Here is a 16,355-nt window from a genome sequence, read left to right as displayed (position 1 = left end):
AAGGAGCAATGTATAATAAATTTACAATAGTTAGCTTACTCCGGATTAATCTAGGAAGTCTCCTTTTCTATCTGCATTATGGAAAATATGGTAAAATATTATTTGAACCCTAGAGTTGTTAATGTTAAACAATAACGAAAAGACAGATGCTTAATAGATCCTTACAATGTAGTTTTTCAAGTACATACACTAGAATAAAGAAACATTACAGTATTGTCGCTGCATATAAATAAGCGGGGGAAATTGATATGAAATCTACTCACTATAAGTTTCAGAAGCTTACTCCTACTGATGATGTTGATTTAAACAGTTACGAGAGTGCATTAGGTTATGTTTTTCAAGAAAATGACTTGAAGAATGTTGCGATAACAGGACCGTACAGTGCGGGGAAAAGCAGTGTTTTGGAAACATATAAGAGTAAACAACCAAATAAAAGTTTCCTAAACATTTCACTAGCCCATTTTGAACCAAATGCGGATGCAAATACCACAAATCAAAACCAATACAGTGATACCACCCTAGAAGGAAAAATACTTAACCAACTCATTCATCAAATTGCACCTAAAAACATCCCTCATACTCATTTTAAAGTTAAAAGGAAAATGTCCAATTTTAAAATGTGGGTTGCTTCATCTTTATTTACCTTATTTATTATGTTGATTATATATATATTAGGATTTAAAGCTTGGAGTGATTTCGTACAAAATTCTGCCACATTGTTAAAATCAATTTTTGCTTTCTCTACAAAAGAAAGTTCAGTAGTAATAGCGATAATAATTTGTTTTGGACTATTACTATATGCGCTTTTTGAATTGGTCAAGATGTTGCAGCACAACAAGTTTACACTCAAAAGGCTGAGAGTTCAGGGTAATGAAATTGAGATAGTTCCAGGTGTTAGTGAGTCTTATTTTGATAAATATCTTAATGAAGTTTTATACCTCTTTGAAAATGCAGATGCCGAAGTGATTGTATTTGAGGATATGGATAGGTTCAACAATAATCATATATTTGAAAAGTTGAGGGAGATAAATGATCTAATTAACAAAAAGTCTGATAATATCATACGATTTTTCTATCTTCTTCGTGATGACACTTTTACGTCTAAAGATAGAACTAAATTTTTCGACTTTATTATTCCGATTGTCCCAATTGTAGATGGTTCAAATTCATACGATCAATTTATTGCCCTTTTTAAGAAAGGTGGTATTTTTGAAGCATTTGACAAAGGCTTCTTGCAAGGACTCTCTTTATATATAGATGATATGCGTATACTCAAAAACATCTACAATGAATATGTAATCTATCATGACCGTATTCAATCCACTGAGTTGAATTGTAATAAACTGCTAGCAATTATCTCTTATAAAAATATTTTCCCTAGAGATTTCGGTGAATTACAGCTTGGCAGAGGGTTTGTTCATACATTATTTGCAAACAAAGATAATTTAATTGAAGAGGAAATAAGCAGGATTGATAAAATAATTGAAGAAAAGTGGAGTCAACACTCAACATTGGAGAGTGAGCTATTGGTTGATGTCGATGAGTTAGATGCAATTTTTTTCACAGCTGAAAATTTAGTTGTAAACGGGAAAAGTGAAACTAACTTCACATCAAGATCAGCATTTATTAAAGAAATGAAAGAAAATCCTGAAAATGTTAGACAAGTAAATCGTTACGGTCACCAACAATATAATTTCAATGGTGTATATCAAAAGTTATTACAAGATGAAGATTACGCTAGGCGGAAACAAGCTATTAAAGATAAGTCGGCCGGAGTTATTGACAAGATTAAAAATGAAATAAGTGAATTAGAGCAAAAAAAGTCTAAACTTCAAAATAAAAGATTGTATGAAATTGTGACCAAAGAAAATATAAACGAGGTTTTCAGCGTTAAACATTTAAATGAAATCGGCGAGGAATCTTCTTTTATTGATGTTAAAACAAGTCCCTACTTCCCTCTAACCAAATATTTAATTAGGAATGGCTATATTGATGAAACCTATTCTGACTACATGACATATTTTTATGAGCATAGCTTGAGTAGAACAGATAAAATATTTTTACGAAGCATAACCGATAAAGATGCTAAGGAGTTTTCTTTTTCATTAAAGGACCCATCCCTTGTCATTTCCCGTTTAAGAGATGCAGATTTTGATGAAGAGGAGATTTTGAACTTTGATTTACTGGAATACTTATTGAAGTACAGCCATAGGAATTTACGTAGATTCCTTAAGCAGTTAAAGGATAAAAAAAGATTTGATTTCATTTTACAATATTGGAATACAGAGAGAGAAAAGCCTTCATTCATAAAGTCAATGAACCACCTTTGGTCAAATGTTTTTAAGAGCATTTTAAACGAAGCTCATTTCTCCGACGCTCAAAAGCAGAAGTATGTTGTTGATTCTTTTTACTATTCTCCTGATACGGACATCCAAAAACTAAATGTCGATTGTTGTCTGACTAACTATATATCCGATAATGAAGAATTTTTAAACATTGATGACCCAGATATAGAATTGCTTCTTAATAAATTAGTATTGTTAGATGTGCAATTTAAACAGATAGACTATGAAAGATCAGACAGTTCTCTTTTTATGGCGGTTTATAAGTCGGAACTTTATCAGTTGAATATCCGTAATATCTTGCTCATATTAGAAAAAGTATACAATATACCCAAAAACGAAAACTACAAACATAAGAATTTCACGCTAATTGTTTCTAAATCCGATGAACCGTTGGCCGGATATATAAAAAACAACATGCAGCAATATGTTGATATAATTCTAGAATATTGCGAGTCATTAATAACGGATGATGCAACAGCAGCACTGGAAATTATTAATAATCCTGATATAAATTCTGATCAGAAATCAATGTATATTAGCTACCTTCAAACAGTGATAGAAAGACTTGACAGTATTGATGAACAAGAGTACTGGTCAGCATTTTTGCAAAATAGGAATGTGTTATATTCAGCTTATAATGTGCTGGAATATTACTCAGTAAATAATTTAGACTCAATTCTGGTACAATTTGTTAATAATGATTCAACATCACTAAATTTTGATTTCGACAAAATACAAGAGAATTTTGGCGAAGAAAAAACTTTAGCTTTTTATAAAGAAATAATTTTATGTGACAGCATATCGGATGAAAATATGAGATGATTTTAAAAGGTTTTAAAAAGTGTTATAAGGATTTCACTTTTGATGATATCCCAGAAAAAAAGCTTGAAATTTTAATTAAGCTTTATGTTATTTATATGAATACTACAAACCTGGACTTCATGAGAGAGAATTATCCAGATCAATTAATGTTTTTCATATACTCTAATATTCGGCAATATGCTTCCGAGGTTATCGATGAAGATAACTTTTCTATATCTGAACTCTTAAGCTTGTTAGATACAGATATCAAGGATTCATATAAATTTAAATTATTAGAGTATACTTCTGAACCGATATCCGTAAAAAGAAGAACATGTTCTGAAGAAATTAAGCTTCATATTCTTAAGCATAATTTAGATATCAATGATATTCCATTTTTGATAGGGACATACGAACAAGAAAGTCCAAATATAAAGGATATGATATGCACAATATGTATAGAAAATATAAACAAGGTATTAAGGGAAGAATATGAGCTTCCCTATGATTTATTAATTATACTTTTAAAATCGGAAGGCGTTCACACTGAAGAAAAAACTAAGTTGTTGATCCCCATTTTGAAAGTTTTGATAAAGCACAAGCAAGAGAATGTCTAAGCATTCTAGATATGTCGGATTTTCTAAGTTTGTTTTCGGGGAAATGGCCGAAATTGGAAAAGACGAAGGATAATGAAACAATACTAGAAATTTTCGAAACAAAAGACTGGATTTCCGGATTTAGTGTAGATAAGCGTGAACCTAACTTTTTTCGAGCAAGGGGACGAAAACTAAATAGGTGAGAAGCCTACTGGCTTCTTAATAACTGATGTCTGTGTAAGGAATAGTAACAATAGTTCAGTTTATTAATATTTCACCACAAGTGAGGTTGGAACATCTTTTCTATGTTTTAAATATTGATGGAATCTTATCTTTATTAGCAGTATGATTTTATCAAAGAAGTGAAAAAGGACATGTTGCATGACAATAAAGAAGCTTCTCAAACGTCATTCTGGAATATTTGTAAGATGGTGTCGAAATGATTTTGTATCTAGAGTAAGGAGAGCAAACAAATAACTGACTTGTATGTGGTAACTATTGGTAATTAATCGAGAGACTTGTCAAAATATTGGTATTGAGGCGTAATTGAACGAAAGTACAACACAATGTCTCAAATATCGAAGTAATCAATTGAAAGAATTGGCAGCACTGACTAGACCAAAATTGTATGTAGCTTGTACAAGATTAAGGGGGAACTTGTGGTTTTTAAGGGAAAAGAGCATAACAAAAAATTTCCTGTATATAGCCTGCCAGCGTATTTATTTGAATACCCCTTGAATACCCTTTACGAAAAATCGGTTAAAACCCGATGGCACCTAAAAGGGTAAAAACGTTGATTTAAAGCGGTTTGTTAAATTCCGTATAATGTAAAATAACCTCCCTTTTGAAAGAACGTAAGAAATACGGTCTTAAAGGTGCACGTCGCGCTCCACAATTCTCCAAGCGTTAATCGTACGAACGTACAAAAGCCATCTTTCCCAAGAGGAAGGATGGCTTTTTTGTTTGCAAACTTTCTGTATTTACGTTCGTTTGCTTTAGGATTAATCATCGCAGCTTAATTGTGTTCATCCCTATGATGTACATGAACAGCTCACTATCTTGGGATGAAAGCGGATACAACGCGGTTGTTTCAGGTGCTACAATGAAATCGTGGAGGGAGGATAGATGGTGGAACTCAATGAGAGAAGTCACAGGATTCTTCAAGAAATAGTAGGCAACCCCAGGGTCACCAGTACGACGCTCGAAAAGAAATACCAACTGACAAGAAGGCAGCTTGGCTACAGTTTCAATAAGATTAATGATTGGCTTGCATCACACCGCCTTCCTGAAATAGAGCGTACCAGACAAGGACAGTTCATTATCGACCACTCGATTTTCGCGCAGGTCAATAAGGATCAGAAACCTGAAATGGATGCCGTCGTCTTGTCTGAGGAGCAGCGCGTTTCCTTGATTATTCTCATGCTCCTTACTCGGAGGGAGCTGTCGTTGAATCACTTCACCTATGAACTCGACTTCAGTAAGAATACCATCTTGAGTGATATGAAACAGGCGCAGTCATTCCTTGACAGGTACCATATAACCATTAACTATTCGAGGAAGTCTGGATACGTATTGGAAGGACCGGAAATTCAGATTCGCCGTGTTCTCCATAAGGTTGTCAGTGATTGGATAGCTTTGAATGGTTCAGGAAAAGTGGAAGCCATGACTTTGTTGTCACCGGATGATTTGAGCAGATATAAGGATATCATTGATTCGTTTGAAGAAAAGCTCAACATTCAGTTTACAGACGAAAAAATGGAAGCGCTACCTTATTTGCTGGCACTAAACATTAGAAGAATGGAAGACGGATATATCATTGAGTCTTTATCCGGGAACCATCAAGACATCGTCCGGTCTGAAGAATATCGAGCGGTCGGAGATATATTGAAAGAGCATATCACCCATGAAGAGCGTATCCTCTTAAGTCTCTATCTCTTAACCACCAATGTGTATCGATCCGAAGAGCTTGCACCGACAGATCCATTAACGACGCTGCCCCCGGTTATAGAACAAATGATCCGTCTTTTTGAACGGGGCGCCTGCGTTCATTTTCATAATAGAAGCCTTTTATCGGATAAGCTGTTCCAGCACATCCGACCTGCTTATTACAGGATCAAGTATGGACTGACAGAGACGCAGGTGATTCATGATTCGATTACGGAAGAATTAAAAGAAGTGCACCATTTGGTCAGACGCTCTGTGCGTCCATTGGAGAGGTACATCGGGGCCGACATTCCTGATAATGAATTGTCTTTTATGACGATGTTAATCGGCGGTTGGATGACGCGGCAGGGAGAGAGCATGAAAGAGAAAGTAAAAGCTGTTGTCGTCTGTCCTCAAGGCGTGTCCGTCTCACGACTGTTGTTTAATCAATTGTCGGAGTTGTTTCCTGAATTTGTTTTCCTCGACTCTTTGTCGGTCCGAGAGTATTGGAGGTGTGAGTTGGATTACACGCTTGTTTTCTCTACCTCACCGCTAGAAGGAGAGGATAAAGTCATTCAATGCAAACCATACCTTGATCAGGACGATCGACTGCGGTTAAGAAAGCAGGTCATGATGGAGGTTCAAGGTTATGTGATGAATGATATCCGTGTGGATCACTTGATGGATATTATCCGCAATCACACAACGATCCACGATGAGAAAGCTTTGAAGGAAACGTTGAGCGTTTATGTGCATCGGGAAGAGGAATCAGTAATCAAGCAGAGGGTGGAGAGCGTTCCGCTTCACCTGGAAGATTTCCTTCCGATCGATCACATTCAAGTAGTGGAATATGTGGACTCTTGGGAGAAAGCACTGTCTATTGCATCCGAACCGTTGATCAGGCATGGCTTTATCAAACAAAGTTATGTCGAGGCGATGCGGCAGCAGGTGAGAGATCCATACATCATCATCGCCCCGCACGTTGCTATTCCCCATGCAGCGCCTGAAGATGGTGTAGCACGAACCGGAATGAGTTTGTTGGTCGTCCGTTCAGGTGTTTCGTTTAATACAGAGGAGACCGTTCATATGATGGTCGTGATCGCGGCGGTGGATAAGAAGAAGCATATGAACGGTTTGATGCAGTTATTGAGCTTAGCCGGGCAGGAGGAAGATCGGGAACGCCTCATTCGTGAGGGGAAACCTAAAGATATACAGGAAGTGATCATGCGTCATTCTGTGTAGTGTCCGGAACAATATTTTATGGATAATGTGGTGAATAGGATGAGTAATGTTTATTTTAATGAATCAGTCATTTTATTAGATCTGGATGCGGGATGCAAGGAAGAAGTGCTCGAGGCAATGAGTAGGAACCTTGTGGATTTAAAGTTGGTCAAGGAGAGTTTTCCGCCCGCCATCATCCGAAGGGAAGAGGAATATGCAACAGGGTTACCGACTGCCGGAGTCGCTGTCGCTATTCCGCATACCGATGTGGAGCATGTGCTCCGGAAGACGATAAGTGTGGGAGTACTGAAAGAAGCAGTGGAGTTCGGTGTAATGGGGGATGGAGAGGAAACGATCCCAGTCCGTATTGTCTTTCTGTTGGCTATGGACGAAGCCCACTCCCAGCTTTCTTTGCTTCAACAGCTCATGGGAGTTTTTCAAAACGAAGAAATTTTACGATTGATCCTGGAAGAAAAAAACAAATCAGGCATCCGGCGTTTATTGGAACAGAAACTTGCGTTTGATGCTATAGAAGGAGAGAAATCATAATGGCGAAAAAACAAGTATTGGTAGCGTGTGGAGCGGGGATTGCAACATCGACGGTCGTGAACGGGGCCATTGAAGAAATGGCGAAGGAAAACAATTTGAGCGTAGACCTGGTTCAAATAAAAATTGCGGAAGTAGGCGGCTATGTCGATACAGCAGATCTGCTTGTCACAACAGCTATGACTCAGAAAGAATACCCTTTTCCGGTAATTAATGCACGTTCCTTCCTGACTGGAATTGGAACAGAGGCGACGAAGAAAGAAATTTTACAGGAGTTGCAGAAGTAACCGGCATGCTCGCCGGTGGATAGAATCGAGGGAGGACTTTACATGCAGGGTTTCGTCGACATCGTACAAGGATTTTTGGATTTGGGGGCAACAGTCATTCTTCCTGTTGCCATCTTCTTACTAGGTTTACTGTTCGGACAAAAGCCAGGAAAAGCGTTCCGTTCCGGACTGACGATAGGAGTAGCTTTTGTAGGTATATTCCTCGTCGTCGATCTCCTTGTTAACAACCTGGGGCCGGCAGCGCAGGGGATGGTCGATCGGCTTGGAGTGGAATTGAACGTCATTGATGTAGGATGGCCGGCTTCTTCATCTATTGCGTGGGCCTCCATCGTAGCTGCGTTTATCATTCCGCTCGGCCTTGTCGTTAATGTCATCATGCTGGTGACGAAGACGACGAAAACGATGAACGTGGATATTTGGAATTTCTGGCATTATACATTCATGGCTGCCATGGTCTATGCCATTTCCGGCAGCATTGTGCAAGGCTTGATCGCCGCAGTTATCTTCCAGGTTGTTTGTTTGAAAGTAGCAGACTGGACAGCTCCGATGGTCAGTAAATTTTTCGACCTTCCCGGTGTTTCGGTCGCTACAGGCAGTACGATTTCCTACGCGCCGGGAATTTTCCTGGTACAGTTGTTGAATAAAGTGCCGGTAGTGAAGAATTGGAATGCCGACCCGGAGACGATTCAGAAGCGTTTTGGAATCTTCGGTGAATCGATTTTCATCGGACTCTTTCTAGGGGCGGCAATCGGAATATTGGCTGGATACAGTGTTGGGGATGTCATCGAAATCGGCATGGCGATGGCGGCCGTCATGGTTCTTATGCCACGTATGGTCAAAATCTTGATGGAAGGCCTTATGCCTGTATCAGAATCTGCACGGGAATGGCTGTCCAAACGCTTTGGTGACAGAGAGATTTACATAGGCCTTGATGCTGCGGTCGCACTCGGGCATCCAGCAGTCATTTCAACAGCCCTTATTCTTGTGCCGATCACTGTGGTGCTTGCAGTCATCCTTCCGGGAAATGCGCTCCTTCCTTTCGGAGACTTGGCTACCATACCGTTTGTCGTTGCTTTCATTGTCGGTGCAGCCAAGGGGAATATCGTCCACTCCGTCATCGTCGGTACGGTAATGATTGCTTTATCCCTTTATATGGCGACCGATGTGGCCCCGGTATTCACGGAAATGGCAGTGAATTCTAATTTTGACATGCCGGAAGGATCAGCGAAGATATCGAGCATTGACCAAGGGGGAAACCTGGTGAACTGGGTCATCTTTAAAGTATTCAGCGTCTTCAATTAATGGAGGGATAAAAGGTGAAAGCACTTGTGAAAACAGAACTGGGCCATGGCCACCTGCTCGTTCAGGATAAACAGGAACCGTCGGTTGGACCTGGCCAAGTGAAAATTGAAGTGAAATATACCGGAATATGCGGTTCTGATATACACACGTATGAAGGTCACTATAAAGTAGGCGTTCCAGTTACACTGGGTCATGAATTTTCCGGGGTCGTCGTTGATGTCGGTGATGGAGTGACATCATTTCAGGAGGGTGATCGAGTCACGTCAGAGACCACCTTCTATATCTGTGGGGAATGCAAATACTGCAGGAGTGGTGATTACAATCTCTGCAATCACCGAAAAGGTCTGGGGACACAGCAGGATGGAGGATTTGCCAAGTATTTAATTGCGAGGGAAGAAAGCGTCCACCATCTCCCCGACCATGTAGATTTTCGATCTGGTGCGATGACAGAACCGCTCGCCTGTACCTATCATGCCGTTGCAAAAACGGAAATCACCAGAGGGGATGTTGTGGTCGTGATCGGTCCGGGGCCGATTGGGTTGTTCACCGCCCAAGTTGCAAAAAGCCGGGGGGCCGTCGTTATAGCAGCTGGACTATCCCACGATAAGATAAGGCTTGATAAAGCACAGGAGCTGGGAATCGATTACTCGATTAATATTCAGGAGAGTAATTTGAAGGAACTGGTCGAAGATTTGACCGGTGGATATGGTGCAGACGTCGTATATGAATGCTCCGGAGCGGTGCCGGCTGCGAACATGGCATTGGATTTACTGAAGAAAAAGGGCAGTACGGACAAATTGGAATTTTTGCGAAACCTGAGATTCCATTTAATTTAGAGAAGATCATTCAGAAGGAGATTCGTGTCGTAGGAAGCCGAAGTCAGAAGTCGGCGGATTGGGAACCTTCCCTTGAGTTGATGAACAGTGGCAGCGTAAACGCGCAGTCATTGGTGACACATGAATTCCCCATTACGGAATGGGATCAAGCATATGATGTGATAAAAAAAGGAGAAGCGATCAAGGTTCTTCTGACGCCGGTTGATTAAGGAAGAAAGGTGGGGGATGCAATGGTCGATGCATGGCTGGATTTTATGCTGGGCCCGATGCGGTCGGTCGGCGACGTCTACTTCGAGCATCAAATGATCTTTAACACGCTCATCGTTGCGGCAGCTGTTTGGCAAGTAAGGAAGAAGCGGCCGTCCAGATCCGTAGAAAAAACGGAAAATCTATAGATGAAAAAGGTGACTCCAATGAAAACCTTGAATCTTTATGGAACCCAGGATATCCGATATGAAGAGAGGCCTGCTCCAGTATTGAACAGGGAAGATCACGTCGTCATTAAAGTAAAGGCTGTAGGCGTATGCGGATCTGATATATCAAGATATAAGAAGCTGGGTCCTTATGTAGAAGGAATGACGTTCGGTCATGAGTTTGCAGGGGAAGTGGTGGAAGTGGGCAGTGATGTCAATACTATGGTTCCCGGAGACCGTGTGGCAGCTTGTCCGACTTTCTGCTGCGGGGAATGTGTCAGCTGTTTGAAGGGCGACTTGAGCCAATGCGAGCATTTGACTCTCATAGGGGCCCGGCATCCAGGAGCATATGCCGAATATGTAACACTTCCTGCTTCTAATGTCCTTCCCCTTCCTGAGGGAGTCGATTATGATGCCGCTGCAATGATTGAACCCTCATCTGTTGTGGCTCATGGTTTCTACAGAACCAGTCTTCAGCCCGGATCAAGTGTGGCTGTCGTAGGATGTGGGAGTATTGGTCTGCTTGCAATACAATGGGCGAAGATATTTGGAGCAGCTAAAGTGATTGCGATTGATATTGATGATCAGAAGCTTGCCGTTGCGAAACGCGTAGGAGCGGATGAAGTAGTCCATTCAAGAAACGCGGTTGCTCACGAACAAACAGCTGATTGGACAGGCGGGCAAGGTGTCGATCTTGCTGTAGAATGTGCCGGTTCTCCAATAACTTCTGAACAGGTTCTTGCTCTTCCGAAAAAAGGAGGAGAGGTTCTCTATATGGGAATTCCCTATGCCGATGTAGAGCTGAAGCGGTTTTATTTTGAAAAGATTGTCCGGAATGAGCTGAAAGTGATCGGATCCTGGAACGCCATTTCCAGTCCTTTTCCCGGGAAAGAATGGGATGCTACCCTGCACTATATGCAGACAGGGCAGTTGAACGTTAAACCGCTTATCTCTCATCGTCTCGCACTCGAAGAAGGGCCGCTCTTATTTGAACATCTCATTGAGAATAGCAGTGATCAATCGTTTATTAAGGTGCTTTTCCATCCGGATGGACAACCTTAAATGAAAAGGGCCGCTTCCTGCGGTCCTTTTGCTGTTTATTGAGGAAAGGGATTTTGAGGTTCAGGTGGTACTTCACATTTATGTGGGAGTCTGTATCTCCGGCTTTATTTGCTTCCTTTACATAATCCCTGTTCTCGTCCCATATAGTTGATGTAGGGAGGAGTACAAGGGAGTGAGAGCGCAATGATACGAAGAATGAAGACATTTTTTTGGTTGGCAGGGATCGTTATTCTTGTCTGTGCCGTTTCCTATCCGCTGCAGGAAGCGAAGGATGCTTGGACAGTCTGGTCTTCTCCACTGTCTGGCAAAGTGGTCGTCCTTGATCCGGGCCACGGGGGACCGGACGGAGGAGCAGAGGGGACAGATGGGACACAGGAAAAAGAAATTACCCTCCGGCTGGCGGAATACGTCCGTGATTATCTGCAGCAAGCAGGTGCCATCGTCTATTTGACAAGGTATGATGATGAGGATTTATCCTCAGAAGCGGCCGGAAGTTTATCGCGAAGGAAAGCGGAGGATATTAAGAAGCGGGTACAATTTGTAAAGGATAAAGAAGCGGACTTTTATTTGAGCTTACATTTGAATGCTATTCCTTCCCCCAAATGGAAAGGTGCACAAACCTTCTATAATCCGGACGTTTCAGAGAGTGAACAATTAGCGAAATTTATTCAGGACGAAATCCGTTCGAATATCGGTAATACGACGAGAGAAGCTATGGGGTTAACCAACATTTACATTTTAAAGCACATAGAAGCACCGGGGGCACTGGTAGAGGCGGGCTTCTTGTCCAATGAACAAGAGCGGGAACTGTTAAAGACGGAAGACTATCAGAGAAAGGTGGCTGCATCTGTCTACCAAGGTGTGCTCCGGTTCGTGACGGAACGTGAATATCCTTCTCCTGACTGATATAGGCAAATCCCTTAGAAAGCGTTTCACATATGTTATACTAACAACAGGAAACATTTTTTAAGGGATGGTGAAACGGTTTGTTGACTCAAGAAAAAGTACTCGAAGTCCTTCACTCAATCGAAGATCCGTTTTTACATAAAACGCTGGAAGAAACCGGTGGAGTCGAAGAAATAAAAATTAAAGAAGAAAAGAACCACGTCAGCGTCAAGCTGTTAATCGGCAAGACGAATACCGCTGAACAGATGGAGCTGCAGCAGCAGATCGTCAACGCTTTGAAGAAAGAAGGCGCGGCAACTGTCGGCCTCCGATTCGATCAGCTGCCGGAAGAGGTACTGAACAGATTCCAGCCGGAAGCGGAAAAAGCAAAAGAGCAGTCCCTACTGGGAAATGATGCGGACACGAAGTTCATTTCCGTTGCCAGCGGAAAAGGCGGCGTCGGGAAATCGACAGTTACTGTCAACCTCGCTGTCGCACTGGCTCGTCTCGGGAAAAAAGTCGGGATTATCGATGCTGATATATATGGTTTCAGCGTTCCTGATATGATGGGTGTGGAAGAACGCCCGGTCGTCCGCGGGGAAAAAATCATCCCGGTTGAACGCTTCGGCGTCAAAGTCGTGTCCATGGGATTCTTCGTTGAAGATAACTCTCCGATCATCTGGCGTGGTCCGATGCTTGGTAAAATGCTTACAAGCTTCTTTAAAGAGGTAGAGTGGGGCGATCTGGATTACTTGCTTCTCGATCTTCCGCCTGGAACCGGGGATGTTGCGCTTGATGTACACGCGCTGCTTCCTTCCTCTAAGGAGATTATTGTAACGACACCGCACCCGACTGCAGCTTTCGTTGCTGCTCGTGCAGGGCAGATGGCATTGAAGACAGAGCATGAAATATTAGGAGTCGTCGAGAATATGGCGTACTTTGAAAGCAAAGAAACCGGAAATAAAGAATTCGTCTTCGGACGTGGAGGCGGGGTTAAGCTGGCAGAAACGCTGCAAACAGCTGTTCTTGGCCACATACCACTTCAACAGCCGTACGAAGAAGAAGATGTATTTGCACCTTCTGTGTACCAAACAGATCATCCAATCGGTATGATTTATCGGAATATGGCTGCTAAAGTAATCGATAAGTATTAACAGAAAAACCACACGACCTAACAGGTCGTGTGGTTTTTACTGCGTTAAGACGAGGACTGCGAATTATCTTCACTTTGCTTCTCGCCTTCGGTTTGACCGCTTTGCTCCTGACCTGAAGACCCGGATCCGGAAGACCCGGCCGATTCTTCGCTCTTCATCTTCTCAGCAGCTTTCAACAGCGTATCGCTCATTTTCGCTTGGAAAACCGGACTGTTGATGGTTTCCTCTATTGTTTTCTGCAAATGCTCACGGAATTTCTGTCCTTCCATGACGGTAACCATTTGATCCATCATTTCAGGGTTCTTATAAAGCTCGATCATCAGCTTTTGGTATTCCGGGTCCTTCATTAGACCTTTCATTAAATCCTTCTGCTGTTCTTCAAGGACTTTGCTGAATTCCTGAACGAATTTAGGGTCGGAAAACAATTTGCTCCAGAAGGCTTTTCCTTCTTCTGAAACAAGTGTCTGTTGAACAGCTTTCGATACAACCTCCGAATCGAGTGCCATAGACTGCTGCATCTTTTCATCAGAAAGTACTTCCTGCATCGCTTTTTTACCGTCATCAGACTTCAATATATCAACCATCATTTTCTTGGTTGTGTCATAATCCGCCTGTTCGCTCGCTCCGGAAGCACCGCTGCAAGCGGCCAGAACAGAGAGAAGCAGGACGGTACACAAAATGCGGAGTCTGGACATAAGGAATGTCCCCTTTCATAAGTTCTCCTTGTGTTTACTATTTACTTTTCGACTATTTTTATGCGGCTGGGCAAAAATGGAGGTTTTTCATGATAGAATGAATTTGGAAATGACTTGATATAGGGGGATCATTTAGTGAATAGTCGCAAGTGGGTCCGGTTATTTTTTACGACTTTAATGATTGGTGGAGGGTTAACGCTTCTCCTTAGCTTCTTGATCAAGAGGGAATCTTATGCAGAGGTACTTCAGCCTTTTCAGCTGTTTGAGTTGTTCGGTTTGCTGTTGTTTTTCAGTGGACTCGGGTTTATATTCAGTGTTATCAGTCAAATGGGCTTCTTTGCATACTTGACGGTCAACCAATTCGGTAAAGGCTTCTTCCGTAGTTTATGGGTTCCGGCGCAAGTATTTTTGATTGCGTTTACATTATTTGACCTGGTATATTTCCGCTACCAGGGGTCGGATTCAGGTGATTCGATTTGGTTTTACATAGGCACGGCTGCAGGGTTATTTACTGCCGGAGCAATTATTGCGTATATTAAAGCAAAAGAGACAAACCGTACGGCTTTCATACCTGGTTTGTTCTTTATGGTAGTCGTGACCTCCATTGAATGGGTGCCGGCATTAAATGCAGGGGGGAAGGATTATATATGGCTTATGATTTTTCCGCTATTCGTCTGTAATGCCTATCAACTTCTGCTGTTGCACCGTTTAACACGCAGCACGGATGAGAATATGTCTTAATGAAAGAGGGCCGCTGTTCATCCAGCGGCCTTCTTTTATTCCACCTGAGTCGTTTCTGATTCTCCGCCGCTGACCATTTCGGTGATACTTACAAATTTAAGGCCCTTTTGCTTTAACCCCGGAAGTATTACTTCCAGCGCTTTCGGTGTCTGTTTGACGGAATCGGAAGCGTGCAGAAGGATAATATCTCCTTTAGAACTTTCCTTTAGAACTTGATCAATGATTGCGTTCGTTCCCGGGTTCTCCCAATCCCTTGGGTTTAGACTCCATTGAACGGCCTGCATTCCCGATTTCTCAATTAAAGATAGAACTTCTTTATCTATGTGGCCGTGCGGGGGACGGATCCATTTTACTTCGCCCAACCCAAGCTTTTCAAAGACCGCATCTGCTTGTTGGAGATCGGATGTTACTTGTTCAGGTTCCTTTTCCACGTAACTCTCATAGGTGTAGCCCATCATTCCGATTTCGTGTTTTCCTTCTTGGATTTCTGCAACGATGTCGGGATGCCTTTCCGCCCATTCTCCACTTAAGAAGAAGGTGGCCTGTACCTCGTGCGCCTTCAATTGTTCCAGTATGTCGTGCACTTTATCCGTACCCCAGCTGATGTTGAAAGTCAAAGCAACATGGGACTGTTCTTCACTCCCTTGAGTTAAGGCTCGTGCCTCCCCTTTGTTGGAAAACACAGCAAGTTGGCTCCATTGCCCGACCCAAAGCAGAAGGGCGCAGAACAGAGCAAGGACAACAACGATTCCATAACGTTTGAGACGTTCTGCTTTCCATGTGTAGAAGCTCATTGCAGGTATCTCCTTCCTTCCAATATGTTCTATACATATGAAAAAAAGGACAACCTATGCTAAAAGTAATGAAAAAGGGGTAAAAATAAAGAGAGTTGCTAATAGGGAGGTTTCTGCATGCACGGTCTAATGATTGATGAACAAGAGAAACGGGAGATTGAATATTTATTGAAGCGGGAAATGGATGAGATCATATTCGATCTTGGCGATCACCGTATTGATCAAGGACTTAAGAGAGCGATGGAGGACCGGTATGAAGTTCTGTTTCAAATCTTTCGTCGGTTTGCCACAAGACAGGAATGTATGCAATATATGCCCAGGAAGAAAAAACACAACTAGTCTAAGAGCCCTTCTATTAAAGGGCTTTTCTTATTTCGTGCGATCATTACAGTTTTTTGATGAAATTTCAAAAAAGCTATTGCCATCCTTTTGAATTATGTGCTATATTATTAAACGTTGTCGGGAAAACAACAACGAAAAATCAATTTTAAAAACATTGAAAAAAGTTGTTGACGAAACAAGGCAGGCATGATAAATTATTACTTGTCGCCAAAACGACATCAAACAAAACATTGAAAAAGTTGTTGACACAAACAACATTCGATGATAAGATAATAAAGTCGCTCCGAACAGAGCGGACAACGTAATTCGATCTTTGAAAACTGAACGAACCAACCAGTACGTCAAACATTCTTTCTATTATATAGAGAGAATTCAAACAAGCACATTCGGTGTGCAAAATGAGCAAGACAAA

At 41.8% G+C, this 16,355-nt stretch carries 14 protein-coding genes and 2 pseudogenes; 14 read left to right on the top strand and 2 right to left on the bottom strand.

The features are described from left to right. Positions 1–248 precede the first annotated feature (248 nt). From D479_RS04750 to D479_RS04710, 12 genes and pseudogenes are all read left to right on the top strand, one after another. Complete coding sequence (locus D479_RS04750) at positions 249–3,167, top strand: hypothetical protein (protein ID WP_206536238.1); 2,919 nt, start codon at positions 249–251, stop codon at positions 3,165–3,167. Further along, a complete protein-coding gene (locus D479_RS20915; protein ID WP_206536237.1) occupies positions 3,164–3,763 on the top strand; it encodes a hypothetical protein in 600 nt (199 codons plus the stop codon). The genes D479_RS04750 and D479_RS20915 overlap by 4 nt, the downstream gene beginning before the upstream one ends. Positions 3,764–4,580: 817 nt before the next feature. Next, a pseudogene (gene rpsI / locus D479_RS20140) lies at positions 4,581–4,652 on the top strand (30S ribosomal protein S9); the annotation flags it as partial. A gap of 215 nt (positions 4,653–4,867) precedes the next feature. Continuing rightward, on the top strand, positions 4,868–6,907 hold the full coding sequence (locus D479_RS04745; RefSeq protein ID WP_008634263.1) for a BglG family transcription antiterminator: 2,040 nt from the start codon (positions 4,868–4,870) through the stop codon (positions 6,905–6,907). A gap of 39 nt (positions 6,908–6,946) precedes the next feature. Continuing rightward, entirely contained in the window at positions 6,947–7,435 is a 489-nt protein-coding gene (locus D479_RS04740; RefSeq protein ID WP_008634262.1) for a PTS sugar transporter subunit IIA, read from the top strand. Continuing rightward, positions 7,435–7,719, top strand: a complete 285-nt coding sequence (locus D479_RS04735) for a PTS sugar transporter subunit IIB (protein WP_008634259.1) — start codon at positions 7,435–7,437, stop codon at positions 7,717–7,719. Before D479_RS04740 ends, D479_RS04735 begins: the two co-directional genes overlap by 1 nt. Positions 7,720–7,761: 42 nt before the next feature. Beyond that, complete coding sequence (locus tag D479_RS04730) at positions 7,762–9,021, top strand: galactitol-specific PTS transporter subunit IIC (protein ID WP_008634257.1); 1,260 nt, start codon at positions 7,762–7,764, stop codon at positions 9,019–9,021. 14 nt (positions 9,022–9,035) lie between these two features. Further along, positions 9,036–10,066 (top strand): annotated as a pseudogene (locus D479_RS04725) (zinc-binding dehydrogenase). A gap of 21 nt (positions 10,067–10,087) precedes the next feature. Continuing rightward, positions 10,088–10,252 carry a hypothetical protein gene (locus D479_RS20630; protein ID WP_008634255.1) on the top strand — a complete coding sequence of 55 codons (165 nt, stop codon included), beginning with the start codon at positions 10,088–10,090 and terminating at the stop codon, positions 10,250–10,252. An 18-nt stretch (positions 10,253–10,270) separates the two neighbouring features. Then, a complete protein-coding gene (locus D479_RS04720) occupies positions 10,271–11,332 on the top strand; it encodes a galactitol-1-phosphate 5-dehydrogenase (protein ID WP_008634254.1) in 1,062 nt (353 codons plus the stop codon). 183 nt (positions 11,333–11,515) lie between these two features. Continuing rightward, the gene (cwlD, locus tag D479_RS04715) at positions 11,516–12,238 is read left to right on the top strand and encodes an N-acetylmuramoyl-L-alanine amidase CwlD (protein WP_008634252.1); all 723 of its coding nucleotides are present in this window, start codon (positions 11,516–11,518) and stop codon (positions 12,236–12,238) included. A gap of 80 nt (positions 12,239–12,318) precedes the next feature. After that, positions 12,319–13,371, top strand: a complete 1,053-nt coding sequence (locus tag D479_RS04710) for an Mrp/NBP35 family ATP-binding protein (protein WP_008634249.1) — start codon at positions 12,319–12,321, stop codon at positions 13,369–13,371. A 44-nt stretch (positions 13,372–13,415) separates the two neighbouring features. On the opposite strand, the gene gerD is transcribed toward D479_RS04710, so the two are convergent. Further along, positions 13,416–14,066, bottom strand: a complete 651-nt coding sequence (gene gerD / locus D479_RS04705) for a spore germination lipoprotein GerD (RefSeq protein WP_008634247.1) — start codon at positions 14,064–14,066, stop codon at positions 13,416–13,418. A 135-nt stretch (positions 14,067–14,201) separates the two neighbouring features. Between gerD and D479_RS04700 the strand changes: the two genes are divergently transcribed. Beyond that, complete coding sequence (locus D479_RS04700; protein ID WP_008634244.1) at positions 14,202–14,807, top strand: KinB-signaling pathway activation protein; 606 nt, start codon at positions 14,202–14,204, stop codon at positions 14,805–14,807. A 35-nt stretch (positions 14,808–14,842) separates the two neighbouring features. On the opposite strand, the gene pdaB is transcribed toward D479_RS04700, so the two are convergent. Next, positions 14,843–15,601 (bottom strand): polysaccharide deacetylase family sporulation protein PdaB, encoded by a 759-nt coding sequence (gene pdaB, locus D479_RS04695; RefSeq protein WP_008634242.1) that lies wholly within the window; start codon positions 15,599–15,601, stop codon positions 14,843–14,845. A gap of 117 nt (positions 15,602–15,718) precedes the next feature. Here pdaB and D479_RS04690 point away from each other — a divergent pair, with 117 nt between their 5' ends. Beyond that, positions 15,719–15,940, top strand: coding sequence for a hypothetical protein (locus tag D479_RS04690; protein ID WP_008634240.1), 222 nt, complete (start codon positions 15,719–15,721; stop codon positions 15,938–15,940). Positions 15,941–16,355 lie beyond the last annotated feature (415 nt).

The organism is Halobacillus sp. BAB-2008, assembly GCF_000328325.1.
In the GTDB taxonomy this organism is placed as follows: Bacteria; Bacillota; Bacilli; order Bacillales; family Halobacillaceae; genus Halobacillus.
The sequence above is the reverse complement of the archived record's forward strand: the minus strand, read 5'-3'. Positions and strand labels throughout refer to the sequence as shown.